Genomic DNA, 25,991 nt, shown 5'->3' with positions numbered 1-25,991 from the left:
ATATTGCTGGCCTTTAGGTAAAGCTATGCTTTGGATTTTAGCGCTTTAATCAAACAAGTGACAAGCAACGAGATGTTCCCCTCCTTGTTCACCAGTATTATGAGCCGTTGGCCGTTCCTCCTTACACCGACTCATAGCATGAGGGCAACGAGTCCGGAAAGTGCATCCGCTTGGTGGTGCCAAAGGTGAAGGCACATCCCCCTGCAGCTTCATCGACTCTTTGCTGGCAGTAGGATCGGGGATTGGAATTGCTGACAACAATGCCTGGGTATAAGGGTGCTTAGGATTACGGTAAAGCACTTCCGCTGGCGCTTTTTCAACAATCCTGCCAAGGTACATCACCCCAACTTCATCACAGATATGCTGTACAACACCCAAGTCATGGGCAATAAACAAGAAGGAAATACCCTTTTTCTCTTGCAGCTCCGCAATCAAGTTAAGCACCTGAGCCTGCACTGACACATCCAATGCTGATACCGGTTCATCGGCAACAATGAACTTTGGCTCTAATACCAACGCCCGGGCAATACCGATCCGTTGTCGCTGACCACCTGAAAATTCATGGGGATAACGGTTCAACACCTGCGGGCGCAGACCAACAATGGCCATCACTTCAGCAATTTTTGCTTCCCGCTCTTCTTCAGTCCCAATTTTGTGAGTATCCAAAGGCTCTCGCAGGATCTCATGAATCGTCATGCGCGGATTCAACGAAGCATAGGGATCTTGAAAAATGATCTGCATATCACGCCGCATCGCTTTTAGCTCGCGACCACTTAGCTGAGAGATATCCAGCCCCTCCAGCCTCACCTCACCGGAGGTCGGCTCATGTAGCCGTAGCACACAACGTCCCAAGGTCGACTTACCGCACCCTGATTCACCCACTAGACCGAGCGTTTTTCCTCGTTTGATGCTAAAACTGACATCGTCCACCGCTTTACAAACTGCCTGCGTACCAAAAAAGCGACTGCCGCCCGAAAAGTGCTTCTTCAGGCCGTTTACCTCTAACAATACTTCGCTCATTGGGCATCTCCATTCGGGCTAAAACAGGCGACCTTATGCATTTCATCCCCATTCAACTCAGGAATCGCGTCATGGCACCGGGCGTGTACTTTGTCGCAGCGATCAGCAAAGCGGCAGCCGTCTGGCAGATGCAGCAGATCGGGTACTACCCCCTTGATGGTTGGCAAACGAGGGATCTTTTTGTCCCGTATTACCGGGATCGATTCCAGCAGTCCTTTGGTATAGGGATGCTTCGGGTTGGCAAAGATAGCTTCTACCGGTCCTTCCTCAATAATTTGACCACAGTACATCACCACCACGCGCTGGCAAGATTCAGCCACCACACCCAAATCATGGGTAACCAAAATGACCGCCATGTTCAGCTCTTTTTGCAGCCGAACCATCTCATCCATCACCTGGGCCTGAATCGTTACATCCAAAGCCGTCGTCGGTTCATCAGCTAGTAGCAGATCAGGGCCACAAGATAGTGCCATGGCAATCATCACCCGCTGACGCATTCCTCCAGAGAGTTCATGAGGATACTGATCGATCCTTTTCTCTGGCGAAGGGATCCCAACAGTATCAAGCATCTCGATAGCCCGAGCACGCGCCTGTTTCTTGCTGACATCGTTATGGAGCCGTATCACGTCGACCATCTGGGTCGAGATCTTCAGCACCGGGTTGAGCGCCGTCATCGGCTCCTGGAAGATCATCGAGATCTCGTTACCGCGAACCTTGCGGTACTCTTTCTCGCTCAGCCCGACAAGCTCGCGTCCCTTGAAGGTAATACTACCATCGACAATTTTTCCCGGCGGCGATGGTACCAGGCCCATAATCGACAGCGAGCTCACTGACTTACCACAGCCAGACTCGCCGACGATAGCCACCGTTTCACCCGGCATAACTTTAAAGTTCACTCCGTTGATCGCGCGAACCGTGCCTTTGTCGGTTTTAAATTCAACCGTAAGATTATCCACCGATAACAGTGGGATTTGCTCAGACATATTAAATCTTCCTTGGATCCAGCGCGTCTTGCAGCGAATCAGAGAACATGTTGAAAGCCAACACGAGTACAAACAGCATGCCTGAAGCGGCAAAGAAGTTGCAAAAATGCCCTGCCGTTACCTCGCCACTGGCCTCAGCAATCATGAGTCCCCAGCTAATGCTATCTTTCACGCCTAAACCGAGGAAACTTAAGATCACCTCACTTTTAATCGCAGTGATGAACAGCAACGTCATCTCCACCAGCAAGATGTGTGAAGTGTTAGGCAGCAGATGCTTGAAGATCACCCGGTACACCGGCACCCCCAATGATCGAGCGGCTTCGGCGAACTCCATATTTTTCAGCTTGATAACCTCCCCCCGCACCAATCGCGCCGTCCCCATCCAGAAACAGGACATCATTGCGATATGCATAGCGTAAGGATTGTCTGCCAAGGCCACAGCAAAGGCTGCCACCATCAAATAATATGGAATACAGTCAAGACAGTTCATCAGCCATAGAAATAACTCGTCAATCCACGTACCTGAAAAATATCCGGTGGTCGAACCCACCAAGGCCCCCGTGATCGTTGCCACAACCGCGACAGTCAGTCCCACTTCAAACGCTGTTTTAGTACTGTAAATAGCGCGTTGGAAAATATCCTGCCCGTTAATATTAGTGCCGAACCAGTACTCGGCCGTCGGCCCCATTTGTCCGTCAGCCAGAAGTTCATCCCACCCTTGGGCAATCAATCCAAGCCACGCCAAAATAGCAAGTAAGAGATACAACCCAACGACAGACAGGCTTACCATGCCGACCTTATCGCGAATAAATTTAGAAAAGGCTTTAGTCCAAAGGGATTCACGTTTTGTCACTACCACCGCGCTACTTCCCTGCTCCATCAATGTATCCGACATTGCTATGGTCCTTTATTTAAGTGAAATACGCGGATCGACGACGCGGTACAAAATGTCCACCAAGCTCACAACCAGAATAAACATGATTGTCGTCAATACGATAATTGCCTTTAATACAGGTAAATCACCCGTAGTAATCGCATCGTAGGCAGTCAGCCCTACCCCCGGGATCCCAAAGTAGCTCTCCAGCAATAGCGCGCCCCCCACCACCACAAAGGGAATGGAAAACACAATGCGGGTCACAATAGGAACCAATGCATTTCTCAGGACATGCTTGAACAAAATCGTGCTGGCACTGTGGCCAAAAGCCTTGGCTGTGCGGACATGATCTCGGGTAGTCTCTTCAACAATCACAGCACGGTAGAACCTGGTGTTGTAGCCCAAGGCGACAAACACTGAGGAAATGGTCGGTACCGTTATGTAGTAGAGATAATCTGAAAGTGAGTTCACTTCCCAGCCATAGACTGGGAAGAGGTTCAGGCCATAACTGGAGCAGAAAATCAGCTGTGTCGTAATGATCACGATAAGGTACGAGATACTCATACCGACCACAGAGGATGACATAATCAGCTTATCAAGCCAGGTCGATCTGTGCATAGCGGCAAACAGCGCCAGCAAGATCCCTAACACGTTGCCAAGAATAAACCCCGGCAGCTGCAAGGCAATCGAGACCGGAATAGTCTTGGCCAAAATCGATGTCACCCTCTCGCCAGTGGAGTCGGAATAACCAAAGTCAAATATCAGCACTTCTTTGACGTACTCAAAGTAGCGTACAAAAAAAGGTTGGTCATAACCCAGCTGGTGCCGGATCTCGTTGATCTCTTCGATGGTGGGGTTACGGCCCAGCAAGTCATAGGTCTTATCCGGCCCGAAATATACCATCAGAATGAAGCTGATCAGAGTCACCCCGAAAAGCAGTGGAATGCTGTACATCAGCTTTCTGAAACAGTGTTTTAAAATCTCCATAATGACCCAGCTTTAGTTATGATTTGACATCAACATATTTTAGGTAGTTGCCCACAACATCACGCTGAGGCCACATAACGGCGTTCTTGTTCCACATACGGATACGGGTGCGTGAGTAGCCACCAATACCTACGCAGTCATCAACCACCATCTGGTTCATCTGCTTGTAGAGCTCGGTACGTTCCGGGCTAGGCTGCATCACCGCGGCTTGTTCATATAGCTTATTGAATTCAGGGTTGTTGTAGTTCGAACCATTGGAGCCCGGAGAACGGTTTGGCCCGTAAAACAACTGCAAGGTATTCTCCGCATCCGGATAATCCAACCCCCATCCCATAGGTACGAGCTGCGTCTTGCTCATCTTGACGGCTTTGTTGAAATCACCAAAGGTCGCATACGACTTAAACTTAATCTTGTTTTTCGGATAGCCGATCTTGGTCAAATTACCCCGATACTGTTCAAAGAACTGTTTATGTCGTGTGCTGGATATCGCTGGGTAGTGCAATACTGGTAGGGTCTTCTTGTTCCAGCCGTGCTCTTTCAGCAGCTTCTTTGCACCAGCTATATCTTGCTGGATAGAAGATGGGTCCATATTGGGATCAAAACCGTCAGTCCCCGGAACAATAAAACCAGGATAGGCTTCGCCAATACCTAGGTAAAAGCGAGAAACCCGCTGCGGCCAGTTAAACGACTTCACAATTGCACAGCGCAGTGCCTTATTGGCTGCATTGGTTTCCGGATCATCAGAATAACCGAAATACTCATCATCAAAATTGAAGAAGTTGTAAACCAGGCCTGCTTCAGGGTTCACGCGGAAGTTAAACTTCTCGGCATACTCAGGCTTGAGTTTCACTGGATTCTTGCTCGCCAGCACTTCATTCATCTGCTCATTTTGCAGTGTTGTATTTACAATTTCAGTTCCTTTACTGAAGGAGTTCCAACGCGCTGAAGCTTGTTTCACCCAGTTAAGCTCAACACGATCAACAATAGGTAATGTCTTACCATCTAATTCGGCGATACCGGTAAACCCGTGTACTTTTTCATCGTAACCAGCCCCGGCTACGTCAAAGGTTTCTTGACGGTAGTTGGTGTTTTTTTCAAGGACTGTTTTGGTGTTGTTGTGTGATACCAGCTTGAATGGGCCAGATCCCACGGGATGTACAGACAGCTCACGACCATACTTTTTAACGGCTTCCACAGGCACAATACCGGAAAAGCCCATCGCCAATGTATAAGTGAGCTGAGGGAAGGGTTTGACCAGCTTAATTTGCACCGTGTGAGGATCTAAGGCTTTGAGGCCTTCAATCGTTTTCGCATAGTCAGAGCCGTGGGTTTTCCAATCATCCAAACCAACAATCTTGCCCGTCCACAGCCACGCCCCCTGGGAGCGGTTTTTCGGATCGAAATGACGTTTTATCGAATATACAAAATCGTCAGCTGTCAGTTCACGTCCTTTTCCATCCGCAAATGCTGGATCATCAATGAACTTAACGCCTTGCTTTAACTTAATGGTGTAAATCAAACCATCTTCAGAGATTTGAGGCATTCCCACAGCCAGACTAGGTTTTAGTTCATAGGGAGACTTCAAGTATTTGTATTCGTAAAGCGTGTCATAAACGGCGGTAGTGACAGTATTGGCATAAGTCGTGCCCGATTGGACCGGGTCAAAGGTGGTTGGGGCTCCGTCTTCAGAGAACTTCAAGACCTTGATGTCATCCGCCATAGCCAAGCTAGAGGCCACAAGCGCCGCCAGCGGTAACAAAGTGAACTTTTTCATATAACTTCCTGTTAATTAAATCTCATGCTTTAACTGCTTCCATGAGTGCTACATACCTGAGCAGGAATAGTCATTTCCTACTCTAAACTGGGCCGAAGCAAGCGACTGTAAATAGTCACGGCAATCGAGGATCCGCTCGAATAATCTCTGGCATCAAGTTGTCGCCAGAGTGCCAAGCCGCAATTTATAAAAAGAACATTACACCATATGAAACAACAACTATAGAAACTTGCAGCACAAATGGGAGGTAAGACAAATTTTAATCAATCATCAACGTCCATATAAAAGTGGATTATGCCAATTTAGTAATGGACATTGCCTACTCCCATTACAGATCGGCTGTAAGTAAAAGCTAGGCTTGATGGGAATACAGGTTTTATACAGATGACTGCTATAACTGTGGCGGCAGCTTACAGTGGTGCGACGCAAAAGGCTGGTCAATTCAACCTGACTTTATTCTTCAATATCCAAGTGAATTAATTTTTATGTGTAAATAAGGGAGGGTTGTTTTTTGGAGCGGGACAAACCATAAAAAAAAGCCCTGACAATTCAGCCAGGGATTTTTTTATGTAACGGGGAAATAAGAATGATAAAAACTTTAATAGAGATACACCGCCCCTGATCCGCTAGCACTGTTATCAGCCTGGTCGCCGCCAATCCCCACAGCATTGGAGTCTTCACCGTGAGCCCCAAGCGCCAACGTGGTGCCATCAGCACTTAAAGACATAACCAAGCTAAAACCGTCTCTCACTCCTGGATTGGGGGCTTTGACATACGCTTGTTGTGTCCATACCCCGTCGGTAAGGGTAAACACATACACGGCTCCCGAATAGAAAATACTGTTATCCGTCTGGTCCCCACCAACCCCCACGGCATTGGAGTCTTCACCATAAGCCCCGGCCACCAAGGTGGTGCCGTCAGCACTTATAGCCAAGGAACTGCCAAAATAGTCAATTATTTGCGGATTTGAGGCTTTGACATATGCTTGCTGCGTCCATTCCCCAGCGGTACGGGTAAACACATATACCGCCCCCGAGTCGTCAACACTATTATCCACCTGGTCGCCGCCAACCCCTGTGGCATTGGAGTCTTCACCAGGAGCCGTAACCGCTAGGGTGGCTCCGTCAGCGCTTAAAGATACGGAAAATTCGCCAAATCCGTCATCTGCTTCCGTATTGGAGGCTTTGACATATGCTTGCTGCGTCCATCCCCCAGCGGTACGGGTAAACACATACACTGCCCCCGAGTACTCAGCACTGTTATCCGTCTGGTCACCGCCAATCCCCACAGCATTGGAGTCTTCACCATGAGCGCCGACTGCCAAGGTGGTACCGTCGGCGCTTAATGACATGGAATAGCCAAATCTGTCATCTGCTTCCGTATTGGAGGCTTTGACATATGCTTGCTGCGTCCATTCCCCAGCGGTACGGGTAAACACATATACCGCCCCCGAATGGTCAGCACTGTTATCCGCCTGATCGCCGTCAGCCCCCATGGCATTGGAGTCTTCACCATGAGCCCCGACTGCCAAGGTGGTGCCGTCAGCACTTAATGACACGGAATAACCAAATTTGTCATCCGCATCTGAATTGGAGGCTTTGATATACGCTTGCTGCGCCCATGCTCCAGCGGTACGGGTATACACATATACCGCCCCCGCATAGGGAACACTGTTATCCGCCTGATCGCCGTCACCCCCTGTGGTATTGGAACCTTCACCATAAGCCCCGACCGCCAAGGTGGTGCCGTCAGCACTTAAAGACACGGAATTGCCAAACTGGTCATCCATATCTGGATTTGAAGCTTTGACATACGCTTGCTGCGTCCATGCCCCGCCGATACGGGTAAACACATACACCGCCCCCGAACCGGTCGTACTGTTATCCGTCTGATCACCGCCAATCCCTGTGGCATTGGAGTCTTCACCAAAAGCCCCGACCGCCAAGGTGGCGCCGTCAGCGCTTAAAGACACGGAAGTGCCAAAATAGTCCCCTGCTTCCGGGTTTGAGGCTTTGTAATAGCCAATAGCCGCAGTTATAGCGGTAGCATCCGGTATTTTTTCATTACTAGACGTTTTTCCCACTATATTTGATGCCATTATAAAGAAATCCAACTTATCATTTAGCAACACTTTATCTAATGTAATCTCAGTTTGAGTGGTAGAAACAGGCACACCAAGAGCTTCACAATTATCAGGCTTAGATGTATTTTTTAGACAAACTTGATAAGACGTTGCGCCTTGGCTTACGCCCCATGTTAGCTGAAAGGTCTTAACTCCTGTCACACTGGCTTGAATGGTTTCAATATTGAAGCTTTTAGGCGCAGCAGTCTGAGTTGGTGAATGGATTGTCTCTGAACCACCTCCCCCACCACACCCAAATAATATAACAGAGAGTAAAACAAAAATTCCTTTTTTCATTTAGACACCCATTGGTTGAATTAAGGTAAAGGTATGATTTTGTATTCAGTGAATCGGTATTTTTGGATTCATTAAATACATTCAAACATAGGTGACCAATAAGGAGGGTAGAACAGATCGGTAAAAATCGGCTATAACAGTTAATAATGTATGGGATCAACGAGGGCGAATACCCAAAGCAGTAAAACACCTTTTCCGAAAACAAACGGCAGTTCTAAGCAATGGTGACAATTATTTACTGTAACTATTTCAGAAACAGCAAGAACATTTACACACCGAATTAATGCATACCTAATAAACCTTAAATCAGGTTGAACATTTGAGGAGCACACTTGACATTATATAATTCTATTTATAACCATTACGTGTTAAGGAGGCCATTCAGGCAACCTCAATATCCACAGCCAAAACCGCTAATTTCAGGCTCGTTTCCGCCCCATCAAGTTAGTCGACTTAGTTACCGCATCAAATGGTATTAAGATTTTGCTAATATTTCATCATGTTAAAATATGGATGAGGCGCGCTATCTAAAACGATATCGCGCCTCAACGCTTACACCTTAAATTGCGATACTTCTTCGTTCAGTTGAATGGCCAATCGGGACAACTCTCCTGTAGACGCAGCAATTTGCTGGGCACCGGTGCCTGTCTGTACAGACTGCTCCCGGATCTCTACAGCACGCTGACTCACCTCACTAGCAGTGACACTTTGCTCTTCTGCGGCACTAGCAATCTGTGTGGTCATATCGGTAATATTGTCTACTGCAGCCTTGATCTCCGTCAGGGCATTTTTTACATCCATCGTCTGACCAACAATGCTATCCGCCTGTTGCTGACCGCTAGTCATGGACTGCACCGAGGCCTTGGCTCCATCTTGCACTTTAGCGATCATAGCTTCTATCTCGAAGGTGGAGTTTTGCGTGTTCTGCGCCAAGGAACGTACCTCATCAGCCACAACGGCAAAGCCTCGCCCTTGTTCACCTGCACGGGCAGCCTCGATGGCGGCGTTAAGTGCCAGAAGATTAGTTTGATCCGCGATGCCCTTGATTACGTCAAGAATGTTGGAGATGCTCTCCGCACTGCTGGCCAATCCCTGGATAACATTGGACGCATCATCGAGATTAGCTGAAAGCTGTTGTATCTCTCCGGCGGCTTCTTCCGCCTTTTGATTGCCCAAATCCACCAATTTTCGAGCCTGATTAGCAGACTCAGCCGCAGCGGTGGTGCTGTTTGCCACTTCTACGGCAGTAGCCTGCATCTGATCGATGGCGACTGCCACTTGATCAGTGGAGCTGGTTTGCACTTGAACATTTTGGTTCGTCTGTTCGGTGATGGTGCCCAACTCTTCGGCCGCAGCGGTCTGCGAGTTTGCAGCTTCGGAAATCTTGGCCAACATGGCGCGTAGCCGTTCTGTCATATCGCGCATGGCAGCGTAGATGCCTGTTTCTGTACCGGTATTGTTCAGCACCATGCTTAGATCGCCGTCGGCTACTCGTCGGGAGATGTCAGCCATAAGATCCGGCTCTCCCCCCACCTGCTGCTGCACACTACGAATGATATAGAAACCCAATATGCTGACAATGATGGCAGAGAAAAGGGCACTGATGATAGCCAAGCTGATGGTCATAGAAGCGATATCGTCGGCCTCCTGGGCACGCACTCCGATAAGTCCATTCTCTTCGTTAATGAATTCATGAATTTTGTCACGGATAGCGTCCATGTTGCGTTTGCCTTTGCCTGTCTCGATCAAAGCGGTGACATCGTCCAGAGTAGCACTCACCCGATTCATCTCCCGCCGAGCTTCGATCTCTGGTTCAGCAGCTTCTTTAACCCAGTCTTCAGCCAAGATGACTGCTTGACTTAATGTATCTTGCAGCGAAGAGGTATTGTATAAGGCGCGGTCTAAGTGTGTACGTAACTCCCAGACATGACGGGAAAATTCCTTCTGCCCCTTAACGAAAGGCTCCAGTGAGGCCTCCTGGCCCGATAACAAGAAGCCTCGTTGGCCGGTCTCCTGGTTGATCATATCCATAAGGATGGCTTGCAATATGTAACGCCCCTGCAGATCCTCTTGCCGGATCAGCTCCCTGTCAACCTCAGCCAGTGCCGCGCGCAGACCGTCAAACTTCTCCTTGCCTACGGTGCGAGCCGACAGTTCCTTAAACCGCTTGACTGCCCCTTCGCTCTTGACCACTTCCCGGCGCACGTTGATCTGTGGCTCGGCGGCCTCGGAGACCCACTTAGCCTTCATTTGCTCGATAACGCCAAGTCGTTCTACCTGTTTAGGGTTGTCGCTCACCGTCAGCTTCAGTTCGGAAATGGTTTTGGTGAAGACCTGCTGGCCAGCATTATAGGGTTCCAAAAATTCTTCTTTGCCAGCAACCAAAAAACCGCGCATCCCGGTTTCCATGTCCACCATACTGGAGAGTATGGCCTTGCCTTCGCCAATCACCTTGTGAGTATGATCTACCCAGTGATTTGCCCTCAACAAGGAGTTCACGCTGCTGTATACCACTATCGCCATAATTATGAACGCCACGACAGGAATGGCGAAGCCAGTCACTAGTTTGGTGCGTAACTTGATATTATTGCCAATCATTTTTGTTCCTTCCAAAATCCATTTGTTTTCTTATTCGTACAGCTCAGAAAAGGGCTTGGCACAGATAACGGTAAAGTGGGTGGTTATACAATTTGGCTGTTGGCACTATGAGAATTTCCACCTGTGAGATAAATGAGCCCCCACCCCAACAAAACAGAGCAAGCTAAATCCAACATACAGGACAACCTGTTACTAATGAGCATATGTAATTCCCTCTGAAACCCATAAAAGGTTAAAAAAACATACACATTTCAACTTCTTTAGAGTCTAGGTGGGAACTATTGTTATTACCTGTCCCCATTTTGGGGCATGTTGCAAAAATGTGAACTTAAACACGTTTCCTTGCAGTGTTATGACAGTTCTAACTCTCTTGCAGGGTAAAAAAATGCCGGGCTGGAAAGTATCAGGGCAACGAGATCACTTTGTCTCGACGTACCGTTTTTTTTCATGGCCTGTTTCAAGTAGCTGCGGACAGTTTCAATTGAATAGTGGAGAGATAGTGCTATTTCGGCAGGTGATTTGCCTGTAACTAACGCTTGGCATACACGACTTTCACCATCTGTTAACTGAAAGAGTGAGTTAAGTGCTCTGCGGGAAATATTTGACCTTTCTCGCGTATCGAAAACATAGACTGCCGCCCCCACAGCCCAGTCAGTTTGTTGATTGTGTAGTGGGGTGATCATGAGGGAGATTGAACGATCCAATCCATTATTAATATGAAAAGTTTCGACGGTTTGCAGGGAATTGTTTTTATGTGTGATGGAGGCGTAAATAGCAGATTCAAGATGGCTTGTATTCTGACTGTCAATACATGACAAACGCTTATTTATTTGTTTTAACAGAGTCTGCTGGCGAAAAAAGACGTCTGCTTTGCGATTTTGGTGGCATACATTGCCGAAAACATCGAGAAGCAGTACCGGAATTTGAACATTATCAAATAAACTTCCAGCTAACAGACTGTTCTTACCAGACTCATACAGGCGCTGAAAGATCTGAGCCGCATGTTGTAAGTGAGGAATGAGCTTATTGATTAATTCAATATCTTGTTCATTAAAAGGGCCGTCAAATTGGGATCGCTGCACGAATAGTTGGGTTATCCAATCACCTTCCTGCACCAAGGTTATGCCTCCGGCATAAGCAATGTTTTGTGGTTTTAGCCATTTTTGATTGAAATCACTTTTTATAAAGATTTCCTGTTGAACAAATTCCTCTGTTATATAGACAAATTTCCCGACAGGTGAAGCCTTGACCATTTCTAAAAGAGGATCCTGATCTTTAAACTCTTTTTCGTATATTTGTTGCCATTTGACATCAAAGCCCTGTGCCCATATAGCCTTGGCGGTACCTGTTGACTGATTAACGATCACAACAGCAGCTGAGCGGAACTGGCAAGCTTTGATGAGTGACGCTATAAATGACTGAAAACTATCTTGTTCTAAAAGTGAAGCATATAGTTTGTTGACTAAATCATTGAGTCTATCGTTAACCATCGGGAGACACCGACAACGCAAAGCTAAATAGCTGATATATCATTCTAGCCTTTCCAATTTATTCGTATTATTAGGGCAAATAGTAACCCATCAGTCATTACAATCAGTGAACTAGCTCCCAAAACTATACGTAAAGTTGCATACTATTTATTCCTTATGATATATGCGGATATACATGCAATTATGCTTTCTTTGATTCTGACTGTATATGAGTTGAATACGGTCGGACATCACATGTTCTCAGCGCTTTCTTTGAACAATTACCAGAAGAAACCGCAGCCGTTTATCATAGCCTGCATCCAAGAGCGCCTGAGTGCTGTTTGGACTGAATAGACTCGTTCAGAGTAAGTTGTAGTTTTCACGGGATCATGGATGAAGATTTACAACAACTTGGAAGAGATCAAGATGTTGCGTTATCTGTAAGCCAGAACACCTCGAAATAAAAAGCCGTTGATAATCAACGACTTTTCCTTATTTATTATGGCAGAGCGCTTTGGGTATTAGAGGATTTGAACCCTACTTTGCAAAGCGAAAAAGCCCCAGTATTTCTGCTAAGGCTTTAGAATATGGCGGGGAGAAAGGGATTTGAACCCTCCCCCATGAGTTATAAAAGTGCAGGCTTGAACTTTTACAACTTACTACTGCCAAGATTTTAGTAATTCGCTGTATTTGATGGTTTTACCCTGAGGTTTCTCGTTAGCAAGTTTCGCCTTGGGTGAACCCGGTTGAGAAAGCCAGTACTCAGCATCTCGCTTTTTGTTGAGTTTCGGGCCGCACTCTCCTTGCACGTTAGCTCGTTCAAGGCGCTTCAATACTTTGTCTTGTGCGGTAGCCAGACCATTTAGTGCTTCTTGCGGTGATTTTTCCCCACTCGCTGCTTCCGCAATGTATTGCCACCAAAGCTGCGCCAGCTTTGGGTAATCAGGAACGTTCGTACCGGTTGGTGTCCACTGTACGCGAGCAGGGCTACGGTAGAATTCAACCAGCCCCCCCAGCCTTGGGGCAACCTCTGTCATCGCATCGGAATTTATATCTGACTCACGAATTGGAGTTAGGCCCACTAACGTTTTTCTGAGTGAGACCGTTTTTGCTACAGTAAACTGAGCATACAGCCATGCCGCCTTACGGCGCATTGGATCTGTGGTTTTCATCAATGTCCATGAGCCTGCGTCCTGGTAACCTAGCTTCATACCTTCTTCCCAGTATGGGCCTTTGGGCGATGGGGCCATACGCCACTTCGGTGTACCGTCCAGATTTACAACGGCAAGGCCTGGTTTGGTCATATCAGCCGTGAAAGCCGTATACCAGAAGATTTGCTGTGCGATGTTACCTTGCGCGGGAACAGGGCCAGCTTCTGAAAAGGTCATACCTTGTGCTTCGGGTGGTGCATATTTGCGTAGCCAGTTGACATATTTAGTGGTTGCATAAACCGCCGCTGGGCCATTTGTAGCACCACCTCGTGATACACTGGACCCTACAGGGCGACAGCCATCAACACGAATGCCCCATTCATCGACAGGCTTACCATTTGGAATACCTGTATCACCCGCGCCAGCCATTGAGAACCAAGCATCGGTAAAACGCCAACCGAGCGACGGATCTTTCTTCCCATAGTCCATATGGCCATAAACGCTCTCACCATCGAGCTCTTTGACATGGACCGTGAAGAACTCAGCAATATCTTCATAGGCTGACCAGTTCACTGGGACACCCAATTCATAGCTGTAAAGTTCTTTGAATTGTTTCTGTAGATCTTCGCGCTCAAACCAATCAGCACGGAACCAGTATAGGTTGGCAAACTGCTGATCAGGGAGTTGATATACTTTGCCATCTGGACCTGTAGTGAACTCGAGACCGATAAAGTCATCCAAATCCAGTGTAGGCAACGTCACATCTTTCCCTTCACCCTTTATATAGTCGCTAATAGGGATCACTTTGCCATAACGGAAATGGGTTCCTATCAGGTCGGAATCATTTACGTAGGCATCATAGATACTGCGATTTGACTGCATTTCAGTCTGTAGTTTTTCTATCACATCACCTTCTTGAATCAAGTCGTGTGTTACCTTGATCCCCGTGATTTCCTCAAAAGCTTTAGTCAGCACTTTTGATTCGTATTCATGAGTGGTAATAGTTTCAGAAACGACTTTTATTTTCATACCGCGAAACGGTTTTGCGGCTTTGGCAAACCAGGTCAGTTCTTTATATTGCTCTTCCGGTGAGAGTGACGACTGAGTGAATTCGTTTTCAAGCCATTTTCTTGCAGCGTCATTATATTGATCGGCATAAACACCAAGTGGCAACAGCAAGCAAGTAATCAAACTGAATGTCACATGTCTTGGCATTTTTGACATTAGGTTCATATGTGAACTCCTGTTTATTGATTGTCCTTATCCCCAACGAAGAACAAGTGTGAGCCACACAACCGATATACCCAATGGTATCCATACAGTGAAGTCGGTTGTTCCGATGAAAAGCAGATGGATATAAGCACTACTCAGCAGGCCAATGAACAATCTATCCCCACGAGTGGTACTAATTGGCAAAAAGCCTTTTCGTTCAACGCACGGTTTGAAGATCTCTAAAGTTGTCATTACTATCAAAATGCATGCAATGGTTATAAAAAACAATGCACTAGGTAGAGTCCATGCCATCCAACTCATTATGTTCCCCCTTATACGCGACCTAGCGCGAAACCTTTTGCAACGTGGTTACGGACAAACCAGATAACTAACAAGCCAGGTAAAATTGTGAGCACTCCAGCGGCAGCAAGTACCCCCCAATCAATACCGGATGCACTAACTGTACGAGTCATGATGGCGACAATCGGCTTAGCATTCACTGAGGTTAGTGTTCGCGCCAGTAGGAGCTCGACCCAGCTGAACATGAAACAAAAGAAAGCAGTTACCCCGATCCCCGATCTAATCATTGGAAGGAAAATCCGCATAAAAAATCTCGGAAAGCTGTAACCATCAATGTAGGCCGTTTCATCAATTTCTTTCGGTACACCTGACATAAACCCTTCAAGAATCCATACCGCAAGTGGCACATTAAACAAGCAGTGTGCCAATGCAACGGCAATATGGGTGTCAAACAGCCCTACCGAGGAGTAAAGCTGAAAAAATGGCAAAAGAAAGACGGCGGGTGGCGCCATTCTGTTTGTCAGCAGCCAGAAGAACAAATGCTTGTCACCAATGAATCGGTACCGGGAAAATGCATAAGCGGCAGGCAAGGCAACCAGCAATGAGATAACGGTATTCATCGAAACATAAGTCAGTGAGTTCAAGTAACCGCTGTACCACGCTGGGTCAGTAAAGATCACCATATAATTGGCAAATGTGAAGTTCTCTGGCCAGAACGATAGCCCACCCAGAATTTCTTCATTGGTCTTAAATGACATCATCAGGAGCCAGTAGATTGGCAACATCAGAAACACAATATACGTTAGCAGGCCAAGGGTTTTAGGTTTAACCATAGTTTATTTCTCCTTATCCATTACGGTCATTGCTGTATAGAACATCCAGCTGACGAGTAATATGATCAGGAAATAAATAATCGAGAAGGCCGCTGCCGGGCCAAGATCAAACTGGCCAATAGCCATTTTGGTCAGTGCCTGTGACAAGAAGGTGGTAGCGTTACCAGGGCCACCGCCAGTCAGGACAAACGGCTCGGTGTAAATCATGAAGCTGTCCATAAAGCGCAGCAGCACACCGAGCAATAATACGTTTTTCAGCTTGGGGAGCTGAATATAGCGAAATACAGCCCAGTTCGAGGCACGATCAATCTTCGCGGCCTGATAGTAGACATCAGGGATAGAACGTAAGCCTGAGTAGCACAACAGAGCAACTAGTGAGGTCCAATGCCATACATCCATGACCAACACCGTCACCCAGGCATCTACCGGATTAGAGGCATAGTTATAATCGATACCGACTTCATTAAGAAACCAGCCTAGCAAGCCGATATCAGCGCGGCCAAAAACCTGCCAAATGGTACCGACTACATTCCAGGGGATCAGCAAAGGAACAGCGAGCACAATCAGTACGATCGAGGACTTAATACCTTTGCTCGGCATAGTCAGGGCAACCATAATACCCAGCGGAATTTCAATAAGCAGTACACAGGTAGAGTAAACAAACTGTCGGATCAACGAGTCATGCAATCGAGGATCATTGAGAATTTCTTTGTACCATTCTGCTCCAACGAAATAAGCAGTACTTTGATCAAAAATATCTTGAATTGAGTAGTTAACAACGGTCATCAGCGGCACAATGGCGGAGAAAGCAACCAGAGAGAAGACAGGCAACACTAACCACCATGCGCGGTTGTTTTCCGTTTTAACCTGCATTATGCCCCCCTTGTTGTTCAGCTTCTTCACCTACCAAGTATTCATCAATGTAGAGCTTAACCCACTGTGAAGGGAAGCTGATCCAGACATCTCGGACGGGCACTTCCTCATCTTCAGTAAGACGAGCTTTCAGGTATTGCTCACCCAACTTCACGGTCAGGATTTTATAAGTACCCAGATCGTCGAGATGCGTTATCTGAGCGGGCCAGGCATTGTTGTGCTTTTTAGCCCACACATGGACAAATTCAGGGCGGATGCCAATCTTGATGTTATTACTGTCGGTCTTTGCCAATGCTTCTAACTGAGTCGTAAAGAGCGTTACTCGAATGTCACCAATGGTCACTGCACCCTCTTTGGCCCTTGATACATCAAAGATGTTCATGCCTGGGCTACCAATGAAAAAGCCGACAAAAGTATGATTAGGTCGTTCTATCAATTCGCGCGGTGTACCAAACTGGACGATTTTGCCGTCGTGCATAACGGCAATTTTATCGGCAAACGTTGCCGCTTCGAGTTGATCGTGGGTCACGTAGACCATCGTGATGTCAAACTGCTCGTGGATCTGTTTTAGTTTCCGACGCAATTTCCACTTCAAATGCGGATCAATGACCGTTAGCGGCTCATCAAACAAGATCGCTGATACATCATCACGAACGAGGCCTCGTCCCATCGACACTTTCTGTTTTTCATCAGCTGTGAGATTACGCGCTTTTTTGTTTAAGACAGGCGTCAGCTCTAAAATATCTGCAATTTCAGAGACTTTTGAGTTAATTTTAGCTTTTGGAACCTTCATATTACGCAGTGGAAAGGCAAGATTATCAAACACCGTCATCGTGTCGTAGATCACCGGGAACTGGAAAACCTGAGCAATATTACGTTCCTGTGGTTCCAGGTTGTTTACTTCCACTCCGTCAAACTTGACAGAACCTTCCGATGGTAGGAGTAAACCAGAGATAATATTCAGCATGGTGCTTTTACCACAGCCTGAAGGGCCAAGTAATGCATATGCACCACCATCCGCCCATACATGGTTCATTCGGCGAATCGCATAATCGTCATTGCATTGTGGACTCTTCATGTAGCTATGAGCCAAAGATTCCAAACGAATTTCAGCCACTGCATCTCCCCTTTTTTACACGACGCGCAGCTTGAATCAGCCGATTGTCTTTTGAGAATACGTAGAGCTTGTGTGTCGGCACATAAATGTTGATTTTTTCATCAACGGCGTATTCATGAACGCCAGGCAGGTGCAGAATGAGTGAAAATGTTTCATTTCGCACATGAAGAAAGGTTTCACTGCCACTGATTTCTGCTAGCTCAACCTTAACGGTGAGTTCAAGATCATCATCGTCATTTGGCACCAAACTCAAGTGATTCGGACGGATACCAAGTTGATATTCACCCGGTACAAGGTTCCCTAAATCGGTATTTAGAGGAAAGTGAATGCAGTCGGCAAACGAGACATCTTTCTCACTGACGATGATGGATATGACATTGATAGGCGGCTCGCCAAACAGTTCCGCCGCCGTTACCGATGCCGGAGTGTGATAAACAGTTGCAGTTGGACCGAATTGAATGACTTCACCATTGTGTATGAGCAACACATTACCGCCTAGTGCTAACGCTTCATTTGGCTCACTGGTGGCGTAGACTGCAATGGTGTTGCGTGATGCAAAAAGCTCACGCATTTCCAGTCGTAACTCTTCCCGGAGTTTGTAGTCGAGATTAACCAAAGGTTCATCAAACAGAATTAAGTCAGCATCTTTAACTAGCGCCCTAGCCATCGCCGTGCGCTGCTGTTGACCTCCTGACAACTCGAGCGGATGACGATTGAGGAATTGTTCTATGTGCAGAATTTTCGCTATAGCATGAACACGTTCTTCTATTTCCTTTTTACCCCGCTTTACCAACCAAAGTGGCGAGGCAATATTTTCAAATACGGTCAAGTTGGGGTAGTTAATAAATTGCTGGTAAACCATGGACACATTACGATGGCGTACTGACACGCCAGTAACATCAATCCCGTTAAATATGATCCGGCCACTATTGGGGTTGTCCAGCCCCGCCATTAAACGCATCAGCGTTGTTTTCCCGGCAAGCGTGCGACCGAGAAGCACATTAAATGAACCCGGCTCCAATACGAGATTCGTGTCCTTTATCCAATGCTCGCCATCGACGATGCGATTGATATTTTCCAGCACGAGCGACATCTGTCACTTACACCCTGTTTAATATTTATTTGTATTGTATAGGGCACGAACTGTGCCAGTGTGTTACTTATGCAACATGAGTATGTAGTTCTTTGAATAATAATATTTATTATTTTTCTGATAAAAGGAGAAAATTATAATTCTTATAACACTATAAAGTGTTAACGCTATATGAACACCTCTGAAGCTAATCATCAAAGAGTGGGTAATCGTTTTTGATGTGCGAATTTTACGCGTTTCTGAATGGTATCGCTGGACAGCCCATCACTGTGATAGTGATGGGCTTTGGGGAAATGTAATTAGTGCTCGATCCAACCTCTAGAGCAAGCAACTGCGCGCTTCCAACCAGAGTATCGGCGCTCTCTCTTCTCTTGATCGCCATCAGGCGTGAACAGGCGATCTAATTGCGCTTTTTCTTTTACGTCATCCAAATTATTCCAGAACCCGACGGCAAGGCCTGCAAGATAAGCAGCTCCTAATGCCGTAACTTCTGTCACAACCGGGCGATGAACCTCGGTATCAAGCAAGTCCGCCTGGAACTGCATCAGGAAATTATTGGCTACGGCACCACCATCGACTTTCAGGCTGTCTAACTTAATACCTGAATCGGCCTGCATCGCATCTAAAACATCACGGGCCTGATAAGCAATACTTTCTAACGTGGCACGGATAATGTGGTTGCTGTTAACACCGCGGGTCAAACCAACGATAGTCCCACGTGCATAGGCATCCCAATACGGTGCACCCAGGCCGGTAAAGGCAGGAACAACATAAGCACCGTTCGAGGTTGCAACTTTTTCGGCAAAGTACTCAGTATCAGCGGCATCGGTGATCAGTTTTAGTTCATCACGGAGCCACTGGATCGATGCACCAGCCATAAACACAGCACCTTCCAGGGCATAGCTGACATCACCCTCAGGGCCGCAAGCCAAAGTCGTTAGCAGACCATTAGCCGAAGTCACTTTTGTTTCACCTGTGTTCATCAGTAAGAAGCAGCCTGTACCATAGGTATTTTTAGCCTCTCCTGAACTTACACACATTTGGCCAAACAGCGCTGCCTGCTGATCACCGGCTATGCCGGCAATAGGAATACGGGTCCCCCCTTTTCCGCCGAGGTTTGCCATGCCATAGACTTCAGAAGACTTCCGCACGGATGGCATCATGCTAAGAGGAATATCAAATTCTGACAGCAGCTTTTCATCCCACTCCAGAGTGTTGATGTTGAAAAGCATGGTACGTGAAGCATTGGTGTAATCGGTAACGTGAACTTTACCTTGGGTCATTTTCCAGGTTAGCCAGGTATCGACAGTACCAAACAGAAGTTCTCCCGCTTCCGCTTTTTCTCTTGCGCCCTCTACATTGTCCAAGATCCATTTTACTTTTGTGCCAGAGAAGTATGGGTCTAATACCAGGCCGGTGTTCTCTTTTACATACTCTTCAAGGCCCCGCGATTTCAACTCTTCACAGATTTCAGCGGTTCGACGGCACTGCCATACAATGGCATTGTAAACCGGTTTGCCGGTGTTTTTATCCCAGACGATGGTTGTCTCACGCTGGTTGGTAATACCGATCGCTGCCACTTGATCCGTACTGATCTCCGCTTTGGCCAGCGCTTCAACAAGTGTAGAGCTCTGTGTGGCATAAATTTCTAATGGGTCGTGCTCTACCCAGCCTGCGTGAGGATAAATCTGAGTAAATTCACGCTGTGCAGTACTGACGATATTAGCATCGTGATCCAATACAACGGTACGAGAGCTGGTTGTACCTTGATCAAGTGCTACGATATATTTTTTTTCAATAGTCATGGTGTAATCCTTTTCTATGATTAAGCTTTGTCAGTAATTGCTGCATTGCTGGTTTGAGCTTGTTCGTTGTCGGTACTGATACCATTTGGTAAGTAAAGTGCGATCGCTTTTGGATATAACCAAGCGCCGAATGAGGCACCGATGATTGGTGCAAAAACAGGCACGATAAAGTATGGAATATCTTTACCACCCGTGAGTGCAACATCTCCCCAGCCAGCCAGGAAAGCAAAGAATTTAGGGCCAAAATCACGTGCCGGGTTCATGGCAAAGCCAGTCAGAGGCCCCAGTGAACCGCCAATAACCGCAATCAGGACACCAATCAGCAGAGGCCCCATAGCGCCACGAGGTGCACCATTTTTTTCGTCTGTAATCCCAAGAATGGCAAACATCAGTACCGCAGTAATCACAACTTCTACAGCAAATGCTCCGCCAAATGACAAGGCTGGATGTGGGTAGGTTGAAAAGATCCCGGCGGTAGCCAGGCTAGCCTCAGTACCACGAACAATCTGGTTAACAGATTCATATTCTGTAAATAAATTGCTATACAGAAAGTAAACCAGTGCAGCCGAGCTGAACGCCCCCAGCAACTGTGCAACAATATATGGCACGACTTTACGTTTATCAAAACCGTGGAATAAGGCCAGGGCAATAGTCACTGCCGGATTAATATGGGCACCTGAGACTCCTGCAGTACAATAGATAGCGATGGCGACACCCAGCCCCCACGTGATGCTGATTTCCCATTGCCCGAAGCTGGCTCCCGCCAGCACCAAAGCCGCGACGCATCCAACACCAAAGAATATCAGCAAACCCGTTCCAATGAATTCTGCTATGCACTCTCCGGCAAGTGTCTTTCCATTTTGAATACTCATAAGAGTTCCTCTTCATCGCCATCAACTTGTTTTATACATGTTGCGCAAATGTCATTTCGCAACATCCGTGCAACACAATATATGCCAGAGCAAGATGAAATGTACATATACCGCGCAAGTTATTTTCGATTTCGAGCCATTTTCGTGACAGAACTCACCATTCGAGCACCCTACTCAGATTTCTTAAATATTCTGAATAGCCTTAAAAGCCAACATCACCAACCTAAACCAACCGATTTTATAGCTTTAAATGTCGCCACTCTCACATATTATGGTTATTTACACCATCAAAATACGATCACAGATGAGATCGCAATGTAATGCACATGTTGAATAAGTGTTATCCAGTGCTACTATTGCAATATGCTTAGTCACAGAATGTTCGATATCGAGCGCAGCGATGGTCATAAAGGTAAAGAATGATGAAGGCACAAGATAAACAGTTAGACCTACTTGTTGTTGGCGGAGGAATTAACGGCGCAGGGATTGCGGCTGATGCTGCAATCAGAGGAATGAAGGTAGGACTGTTTGAATCCAGAGATTTTGCATCTGCGACTTCATCAGCCAGTTCTAAGCTTATTCATGGCGGGTTAAGGTATTTAGAGCATTACGAGTTTCGGTTGGTTAAAGAGGCATTGGCAGAACGGGAAGTGTTACTGGAAATCGCCTCGCATATAGCTAGGCCTATGAGGTTTAGGCTTCCGCATCGCCCACATCTGCGACCGGCTTGGATGATCAGGGCTGGATTATTTCTTTATGACACCCTGGCGAAACGTGTAACTTTACCAGCCAGTAAGAGTATTAAATTCGGGCCAGAGTCACCTCTTGAATCTCATATAAAAAAGGGATTTGAGTATTCTGATTGCTGGGTAGATGATGCCCGATTAGTCGTTTTAAATGCCATGTTGGCTAAAAAGCATCACGCTGAAGTCAGAAACTATTGCAAGGTTGTTGGTGCGCAAAGGAAAGCTGACCATTGGGTAGTCAGCATCTATGACAAGCAGAAAGATGAAATATTTACTCGCCAATGCAAGGTACTGGTCAATGCTGCCGGCCCTTGGGTACGAGAGTTTTATAGCAATATTGAAGGCGTTGAATCACCGTATAATATTCGCCATATAAAGGGCTCACATATAGTCGTTCCAAGAGTGAATACTGGCAAACAGGCGTACATTCTGCAAAATGAAGACAAACGGATTGTTTTTGTTATTCCTTATCTAGATAAGTTCAGCATTATTGGTACAACTGATGTTGAATATAAAGGCGATGTACGGGATGTCTCGATTGATGAAAAGGAAATTATTTATCTCTTAGACGTTTACAATAAACACTTTAAGAAAAAATTAGCCCACAAAGATATTGTATGGAGCTACAGTGGTGTTCGTCCGCTGTGTGATGATGAATCTGATTCTCCGGATGCAATCACTCGCGACTATACGTTGTCATTAGATGACGAACAGTTAAAAGCACCATTGGTTTCTATTTTTGGAGGAAAACTGACAACATACAGAAAACTGTCTAAAGCGGCGGTTGATAGTGTAAGAAAATATTTCCCCGATCTGCCTGAATCAAAAACTGCTGAAACGTACCTTCCGGGAAGCAAAAAGAATTATAATCATGAAACACTGGCGCTGGAGCTTCTATCTCAGCATTTGTGGATGAATTCCGAAACAGCGTTACGTTATGCAACCACTTATGGTGAATTGTCATGGGCACTCCTGGCTGGAGTGCAGCAACAAAGCGACATGGGCGTTCATATTGGTAATGGGTTCTATGAAAAAGAGTTGGAGTATTTGATAAAAGAAGAGTTTGTTACTGAATTGCAAGATATTCTTTGGAGAAGAACTAAGTTAGGGCTTTACTTGAAACCTGAGGAGATCAACCTGCTAGAAGACCTAATAACTAAAAAAACATCTAAAATTTTAACGTATAAACATACGGGGTAAATATATCACCATGTAAATGGAGGTCGTGAAAAACAACAAAATATACGTATTCTTGAGGACTTGTGACAATAGGTGTACTTAGTAGTAGTCAGGAGTTATTTCATATCTCAACATTAGTGATTTTTTAAAGTTCTAACCTTCTCCACTGATGTATATTTACAGGAATAGTAAAATGAAATCGATTGAACATATTTTTCCAGTTTACTTTCTTATTTTCGTCGTATCCATTGGTGTACTAACAAATATTGGATTAAACCGCTTGGTATCCCCACAGATTTATGACAATGAAGGATCTATCATTAATAGAAATTCAAATGTATTTAACGAAGAATCTCTTATAGAGCTTCAACAAGTTTAGCTGCGACAGAGTGTAGAGCCTCACTTAGATTTTCATTGTATGAACCTCGTAATATCTTTCCATCTAAAGCGATGATTGCTTACGCTGTTGATTTTTCAAGCTAAGTAATGCCAGAATTAAACTCTGACAGTCAACACTTCCTATGATTCTGGCAATCGTGGACGCCTCGGGAGCCCATGCTTGAATGAACAATGCTGACGTAGCCAGTCGAGCTTTAACTCTCCACATCTTTCAATATCTTGCCCCCTTCAGAGCCAGAAGATATAGCAGATAAAACAAGAAACATAACACCGACAAGATCGCAAGAATAATTAAAAGCTCAGCTAATTAGCTGAGTGTGATCCTGCCCATCAGATCTGTTTTCTTTTATCTTCATTGATTAGAAAAATTGAGCAGGACAAGACCATTAAAATGACAAAGCACATGTAAATTTATCTCTTAAATTACGAGTAGAAATTGACTAGACGACGAAACGCTATTATTTTAACGATTAGTACGCTTGTCCTGAGCAATTAATAAATAACCTAGCTATAGTTTATTTCTCAATCGTTATTCTTTCCTCAATACAAGGATAGATGCTGCTTGCGGTCTAGTTATTGAGAGTACTTTATTACCACGAAATTTTACTGGCACAACAACCTGCACTTCAGGTAACAAGAGAAAAACATTATCAATTTCATCGTTATGCATTTCTACTATAACTTGTAAGTTCTGTTCAATTGCTTTCTGTAGTTGGAGAGTACCTGGTTTACTCCTTTGAGTATCAAATTGACAATAGTGACCTTCACTGGAATATATCCAGATATCAAAATTATGTTTTTCACTTTCAATCGTCTCGATAAAATCGGCAATGCTTCTCATAAAAGTCCTTTCTTAATAATAGCATTAGTGACAATCGTATTAATAACTTAATTCTCAACTAAAATCAAGTTTTTTTAAATTCCATCCCCTCTGTTTTTTGCTGGTTTATATGAATTGGGTGATAACTTAATTCCAATATTTTGGTGAAATTAGTTAAATATTAGCTACTTATATTAATTTAAAGTAAAATCTCTAATGTTATTACTTTCCACTTTCACTATGAGCCTGGTTTTATATTTATAGCGCGATGACAAACTCTATCATTTGCGTCATTTCCCTATACGCTTAAAGTTCCAATGCATATCAAATGTGTGTGACTTCAGAGGCACTAAAGTCATTCATAGACAAAACCTCGGCCTAGTCATCACTCATAACAATCAATCAACTACTACCTATTGGTTATAGTTACATCTTATTGGTTAACCATATAATTGGCCGACAGTAATGATCAGGATTATCAATGAAGCGCTCATATCAAATTCTATTAATCTCTTTAACTACCAGTACTTTATTAGGTTGTGTATCCACAGCATCCATGACCAAAGATGCTTACGGTTCAAAAGAAGGCGACTTACCTACACTAACAAGAACCGACTTTAACGTACTGAAACCTCAATTTTTAACGAAAGTGACCAATTTCCGAAAATCTGGAAATCTACCATTTGACGTTACAGGCTTCGAAGCGTGCTCTTTGAGCAAAAAGGAGTTACAGCAGGTTGTCGGGTTCACTAAGTTGGTCGAGATTGCTAACGATATAAATAGTGAAGGGAACGAAGACAATTCTAAGTCATTGGCAGAAAGAGTAAACTCCACAGCCGCTCAGCAGTCATCAACTAAAACGAGAACAACTTATACTTGGGCAGATGGATCTGTGATGGCAAAACCTGAAGATTTCTCTGAACTACTTTCTGAACAAACTCCTGCTCGCTACTTAGTAGAATATCGCTATAGTTCCCTTATTGAAGTGAAAATTGATGTCTCAGGTGAAATACACGAAAGCACATCGGAAACCAAAGCTCATATCGTTACTGGTACGGACCGCAAATCGAACGGTACTTTCGTAACCAGCGCCTCATCAGTAACATTTGGTGGCAGCTTGCATGACGGCTTGATGTCAAGTTTAGTTATTAACTTAAATGATATGAATGATCCAACGTTTATCTACTCCTTCCATGATGAGCAAGGTGGCGTTTCTTTTATGGATACTGCGAGTACTCAAGGTATTTACATGACTTCTGAATCAGTAAACCTAACAGAAAACAGAGTACGAACTACGACCTACTCAGGAAAAGAGTTGGCGGCAATAAGTCGAACAAAAGATGGCAAAGTTCATGGAGAAACTCAATCTATCAATAAACAGTTCGGTGACACAACCCATTGTTTTGAAAATGGCAACATTGTGCAAACATCAACGTGTGAAAGGTTCTAGAGCGTACTGATGAGAGC

General features: G+C 45.4%; 19 protein-coding genes. 2 read left to right on the top strand and 17 right to left on the bottom strand.

The features are described 5' to 3' along the window. Nucleotides 1-45 precede the first annotated feature (45 nt). From AC51G0_RS06770 to AC51G0_RS06695, 16 genes are all read right to left on the bottom strand, one after another. Nucleotides 46-1,020, bottom strand: coding sequence for an ABC transporter ATP-binding protein (locus tag AC51G0_RS06770; protein ID WP_496301295.1), 975 nt, complete (start codon nucleotides 1,018-1,020; stop codon nucleotides 46-48). Then, complete coding sequence (locus AC51G0_RS06765) at nucleotides 1,017-2,003, bottom strand: ABC transporter ATP-binding protein (protein WP_496301294.1); 987 nt, start codon at nucleotides 2,001-2,003, stop codon at nucleotides 1,017-1,019. The genes AC51G0_RS06770 and AC51G0_RS06765 overlap by 4 nt, the downstream gene beginning before the upstream one ends. A 1-nt stretch (nucleotide 2,004) precedes the next feature. Next, on the bottom strand, nucleotides 2,005-2,898 hold the full coding sequence (locus AC51G0_RS06760) for an ABC transporter permease (RefSeq protein WP_496301292.1): 894 nt from the start codon (nucleotides 2,896-2,898) through the stop codon (nucleotides 2,005-2,007). Between the two features lie 12 nt (nucleotides 2,899-2,910). After that, entirely contained in the window at nucleotides 2,911-3,864 is a 954-nt protein-coding gene (locus tag AC51G0_RS06755; RefSeq protein ID WP_496301291.1) for an ABC transporter permease, read from the bottom strand. Nucleotides 3,865-3,880: 16 nt separating this feature from the next. Continuing rightward, nucleotides 3,881-5,638 (bottom strand): ABC transporter substrate-binding protein, encoded by a 1,758-nt coding sequence (locus AC51G0_RS06750; RefSeq protein WP_496301290.1) that lies wholly within the window; start codon nucleotides 5,636-5,638, stop codon nucleotides 3,881-3,883. 598 nt (nucleotides 5,639-6,236) lie between these two features. Then, a complete protein-coding gene (locus tag AC51G0_RS06745; protein WP_496301289.1) occupies nucleotides 6,237-8,057 on the bottom strand; it encodes an FG-GAP repeat protein in 1,821 nt (606 codons plus the stop codon). A gap of 552 nt (nucleotides 8,058-8,609) precedes the next feature. Further along, entirely contained in the window at nucleotides 8,610-10,655 is a 2,046-nt protein-coding gene (locus AC51G0_RS06740; RefSeq protein WP_496301288.1) for a CHASE3 domain-containing protein, read from the bottom strand. Between the two features lie 350 nt (nucleotides 10,656-11,005). Further along, a complete protein-coding gene (locus AC51G0_RS06735; protein WP_496301287.1) occupies nucleotides 11,006-12,145 on the bottom strand; it encodes a helix-turn-helix transcriptional regulator in 1,140 nt (379 codons plus the stop codon). Between the two features lie 638 nt (nucleotides 12,146-12,783). Then, the gene (locus AC51G0_RS06730; protein ID WP_496301888.1) at nucleotides 12,784-14,490 is read right to left on the bottom strand and encodes an ABC transporter substrate-binding protein; all 1,707 of its coding nucleotides are present in this window, start codon (nucleotides 14,488-14,490) and stop codon (nucleotides 12,784-12,786) included. A gap of 45 nt (nucleotides 14,491-14,535) precedes the next feature. Further along, nucleotides 14,536-14,808, bottom strand: a complete 273-nt coding sequence (locus AC51G0_RS06725) for a DUF2160 domain-containing protein (RefSeq protein WP_496301286.1) — start codon at nucleotides 14,806-14,808, stop codon at nucleotides 14,536-14,538. Nucleotides 14,809-14,819: 11 nt separating this feature from the next. Then, complete coding sequence (locus AC51G0_RS06720) at nucleotides 14,820-15,620, bottom strand: carbohydrate ABC transporter permease (protein WP_496301285.1); 801 nt, start codon at nucleotides 15,618-15,620, stop codon at nucleotides 14,820-14,822. 3 nt (nucleotides 15,621-15,623) lie between these two features. After that, nucleotides 15,624-16,493 carry a carbohydrate ABC transporter permease gene (locus AC51G0_RS06715; RefSeq protein WP_496301284.1) on the bottom strand — a complete coding sequence of 290 codons (870 nt, stop codon included), beginning with the start codon at nucleotides 16,491-16,493 and terminating at the stop codon, nucleotides 15,624-15,626. Continuing rightward, entirely contained in the window at nucleotides 16,483-17,571 is a 1,089-nt protein-coding gene (locus AC51G0_RS06710) for an ABC transporter ATP-binding protein (protein WP_496301887.1), read from the bottom strand. The genes AC51G0_RS06715 and AC51G0_RS06710 overlap by 11 nt, the downstream gene beginning before the upstream one ends. A 31-nt stretch (nucleotides 17,572-17,602) precedes the next feature. Continuing rightward, complete coding sequence (locus AC51G0_RS06705; RefSeq protein ID WP_496301283.1) at nucleotides 17,603-18,703, bottom strand: ABC transporter ATP-binding protein; 1,101 nt, start codon at nucleotides 18,701-18,703, stop codon at nucleotides 17,603-17,605. A 299-nt stretch (nucleotides 18,704-19,002) separates the two neighbouring features. Beyond that, nucleotides 19,003-20,508 carry a glycerol kinase GlpK gene (gene glpK / locus AC51G0_RS06700; RefSeq protein ID WP_496301282.1) on the bottom strand — a complete coding sequence of 502 codons (1,506 nt, stop codon included), beginning with the start codon at nucleotides 20,506-20,508 and terminating at the stop codon, nucleotides 19,003-19,005. A gap of 20 nt (nucleotides 20,509-20,528) precedes the next feature. Then, on the bottom strand, nucleotides 20,529-21,380 hold the full coding sequence (locus tag AC51G0_RS06695) for an MIP/aquaporin family protein (RefSeq protein WP_496301281.1): 852 nt from the start codon (nucleotides 21,378-21,380) through the stop codon (nucleotides 20,529-20,531). A 422-nt stretch (nucleotides 21,381-21,802) separates the two neighbouring features. On the opposite strand from AC51G0_RS06695, the gene glpD reads away from it, so the two are divergent. Further along, on the top strand, nucleotides 21,803-23,326 hold the full coding sequence (gene glpD / locus AC51G0_RS06690) for a glycerol-3-phosphate dehydrogenase (protein ID WP_496301886.1): 1,524 nt from the start codon (nucleotides 21,803-21,805) through the stop codon (nucleotides 23,324-23,326). A 907-nt stretch (nucleotides 23,327-24,233) separates the two neighbouring features. Here the strand turns inward: glpD and AC51G0_RS06685 are convergent. After that, entirely contained in the window at nucleotides 24,234-24,545 is a 312-nt protein-coding gene (locus tag AC51G0_RS06685; RefSeq protein ID WP_496301280.1) for a hypothetical protein, read from the bottom strand. Between the two features lie 460 nt (nucleotides 24,546-25,005). Here AC51G0_RS06685 and AC51G0_RS06680 point away from each other — a divergent pair, with 460 nt between their 5' ends. Further along, a complete protein-coding gene (locus AC51G0_RS06680; RefSeq protein ID WP_496301279.1) occupies nucleotides 25,006-25,974 on the top strand; it encodes a hypothetical protein in 969 nt (322 codons plus the stop codon). Nucleotides 25,975-25,991: the final 17 nt, after the last annotated feature.

The organism is Photobacterium sp. HL06 (assembly GCF_059552575.1).
This window is presented reverse-complemented; position numbering and strand designations above follow the sequence as displayed.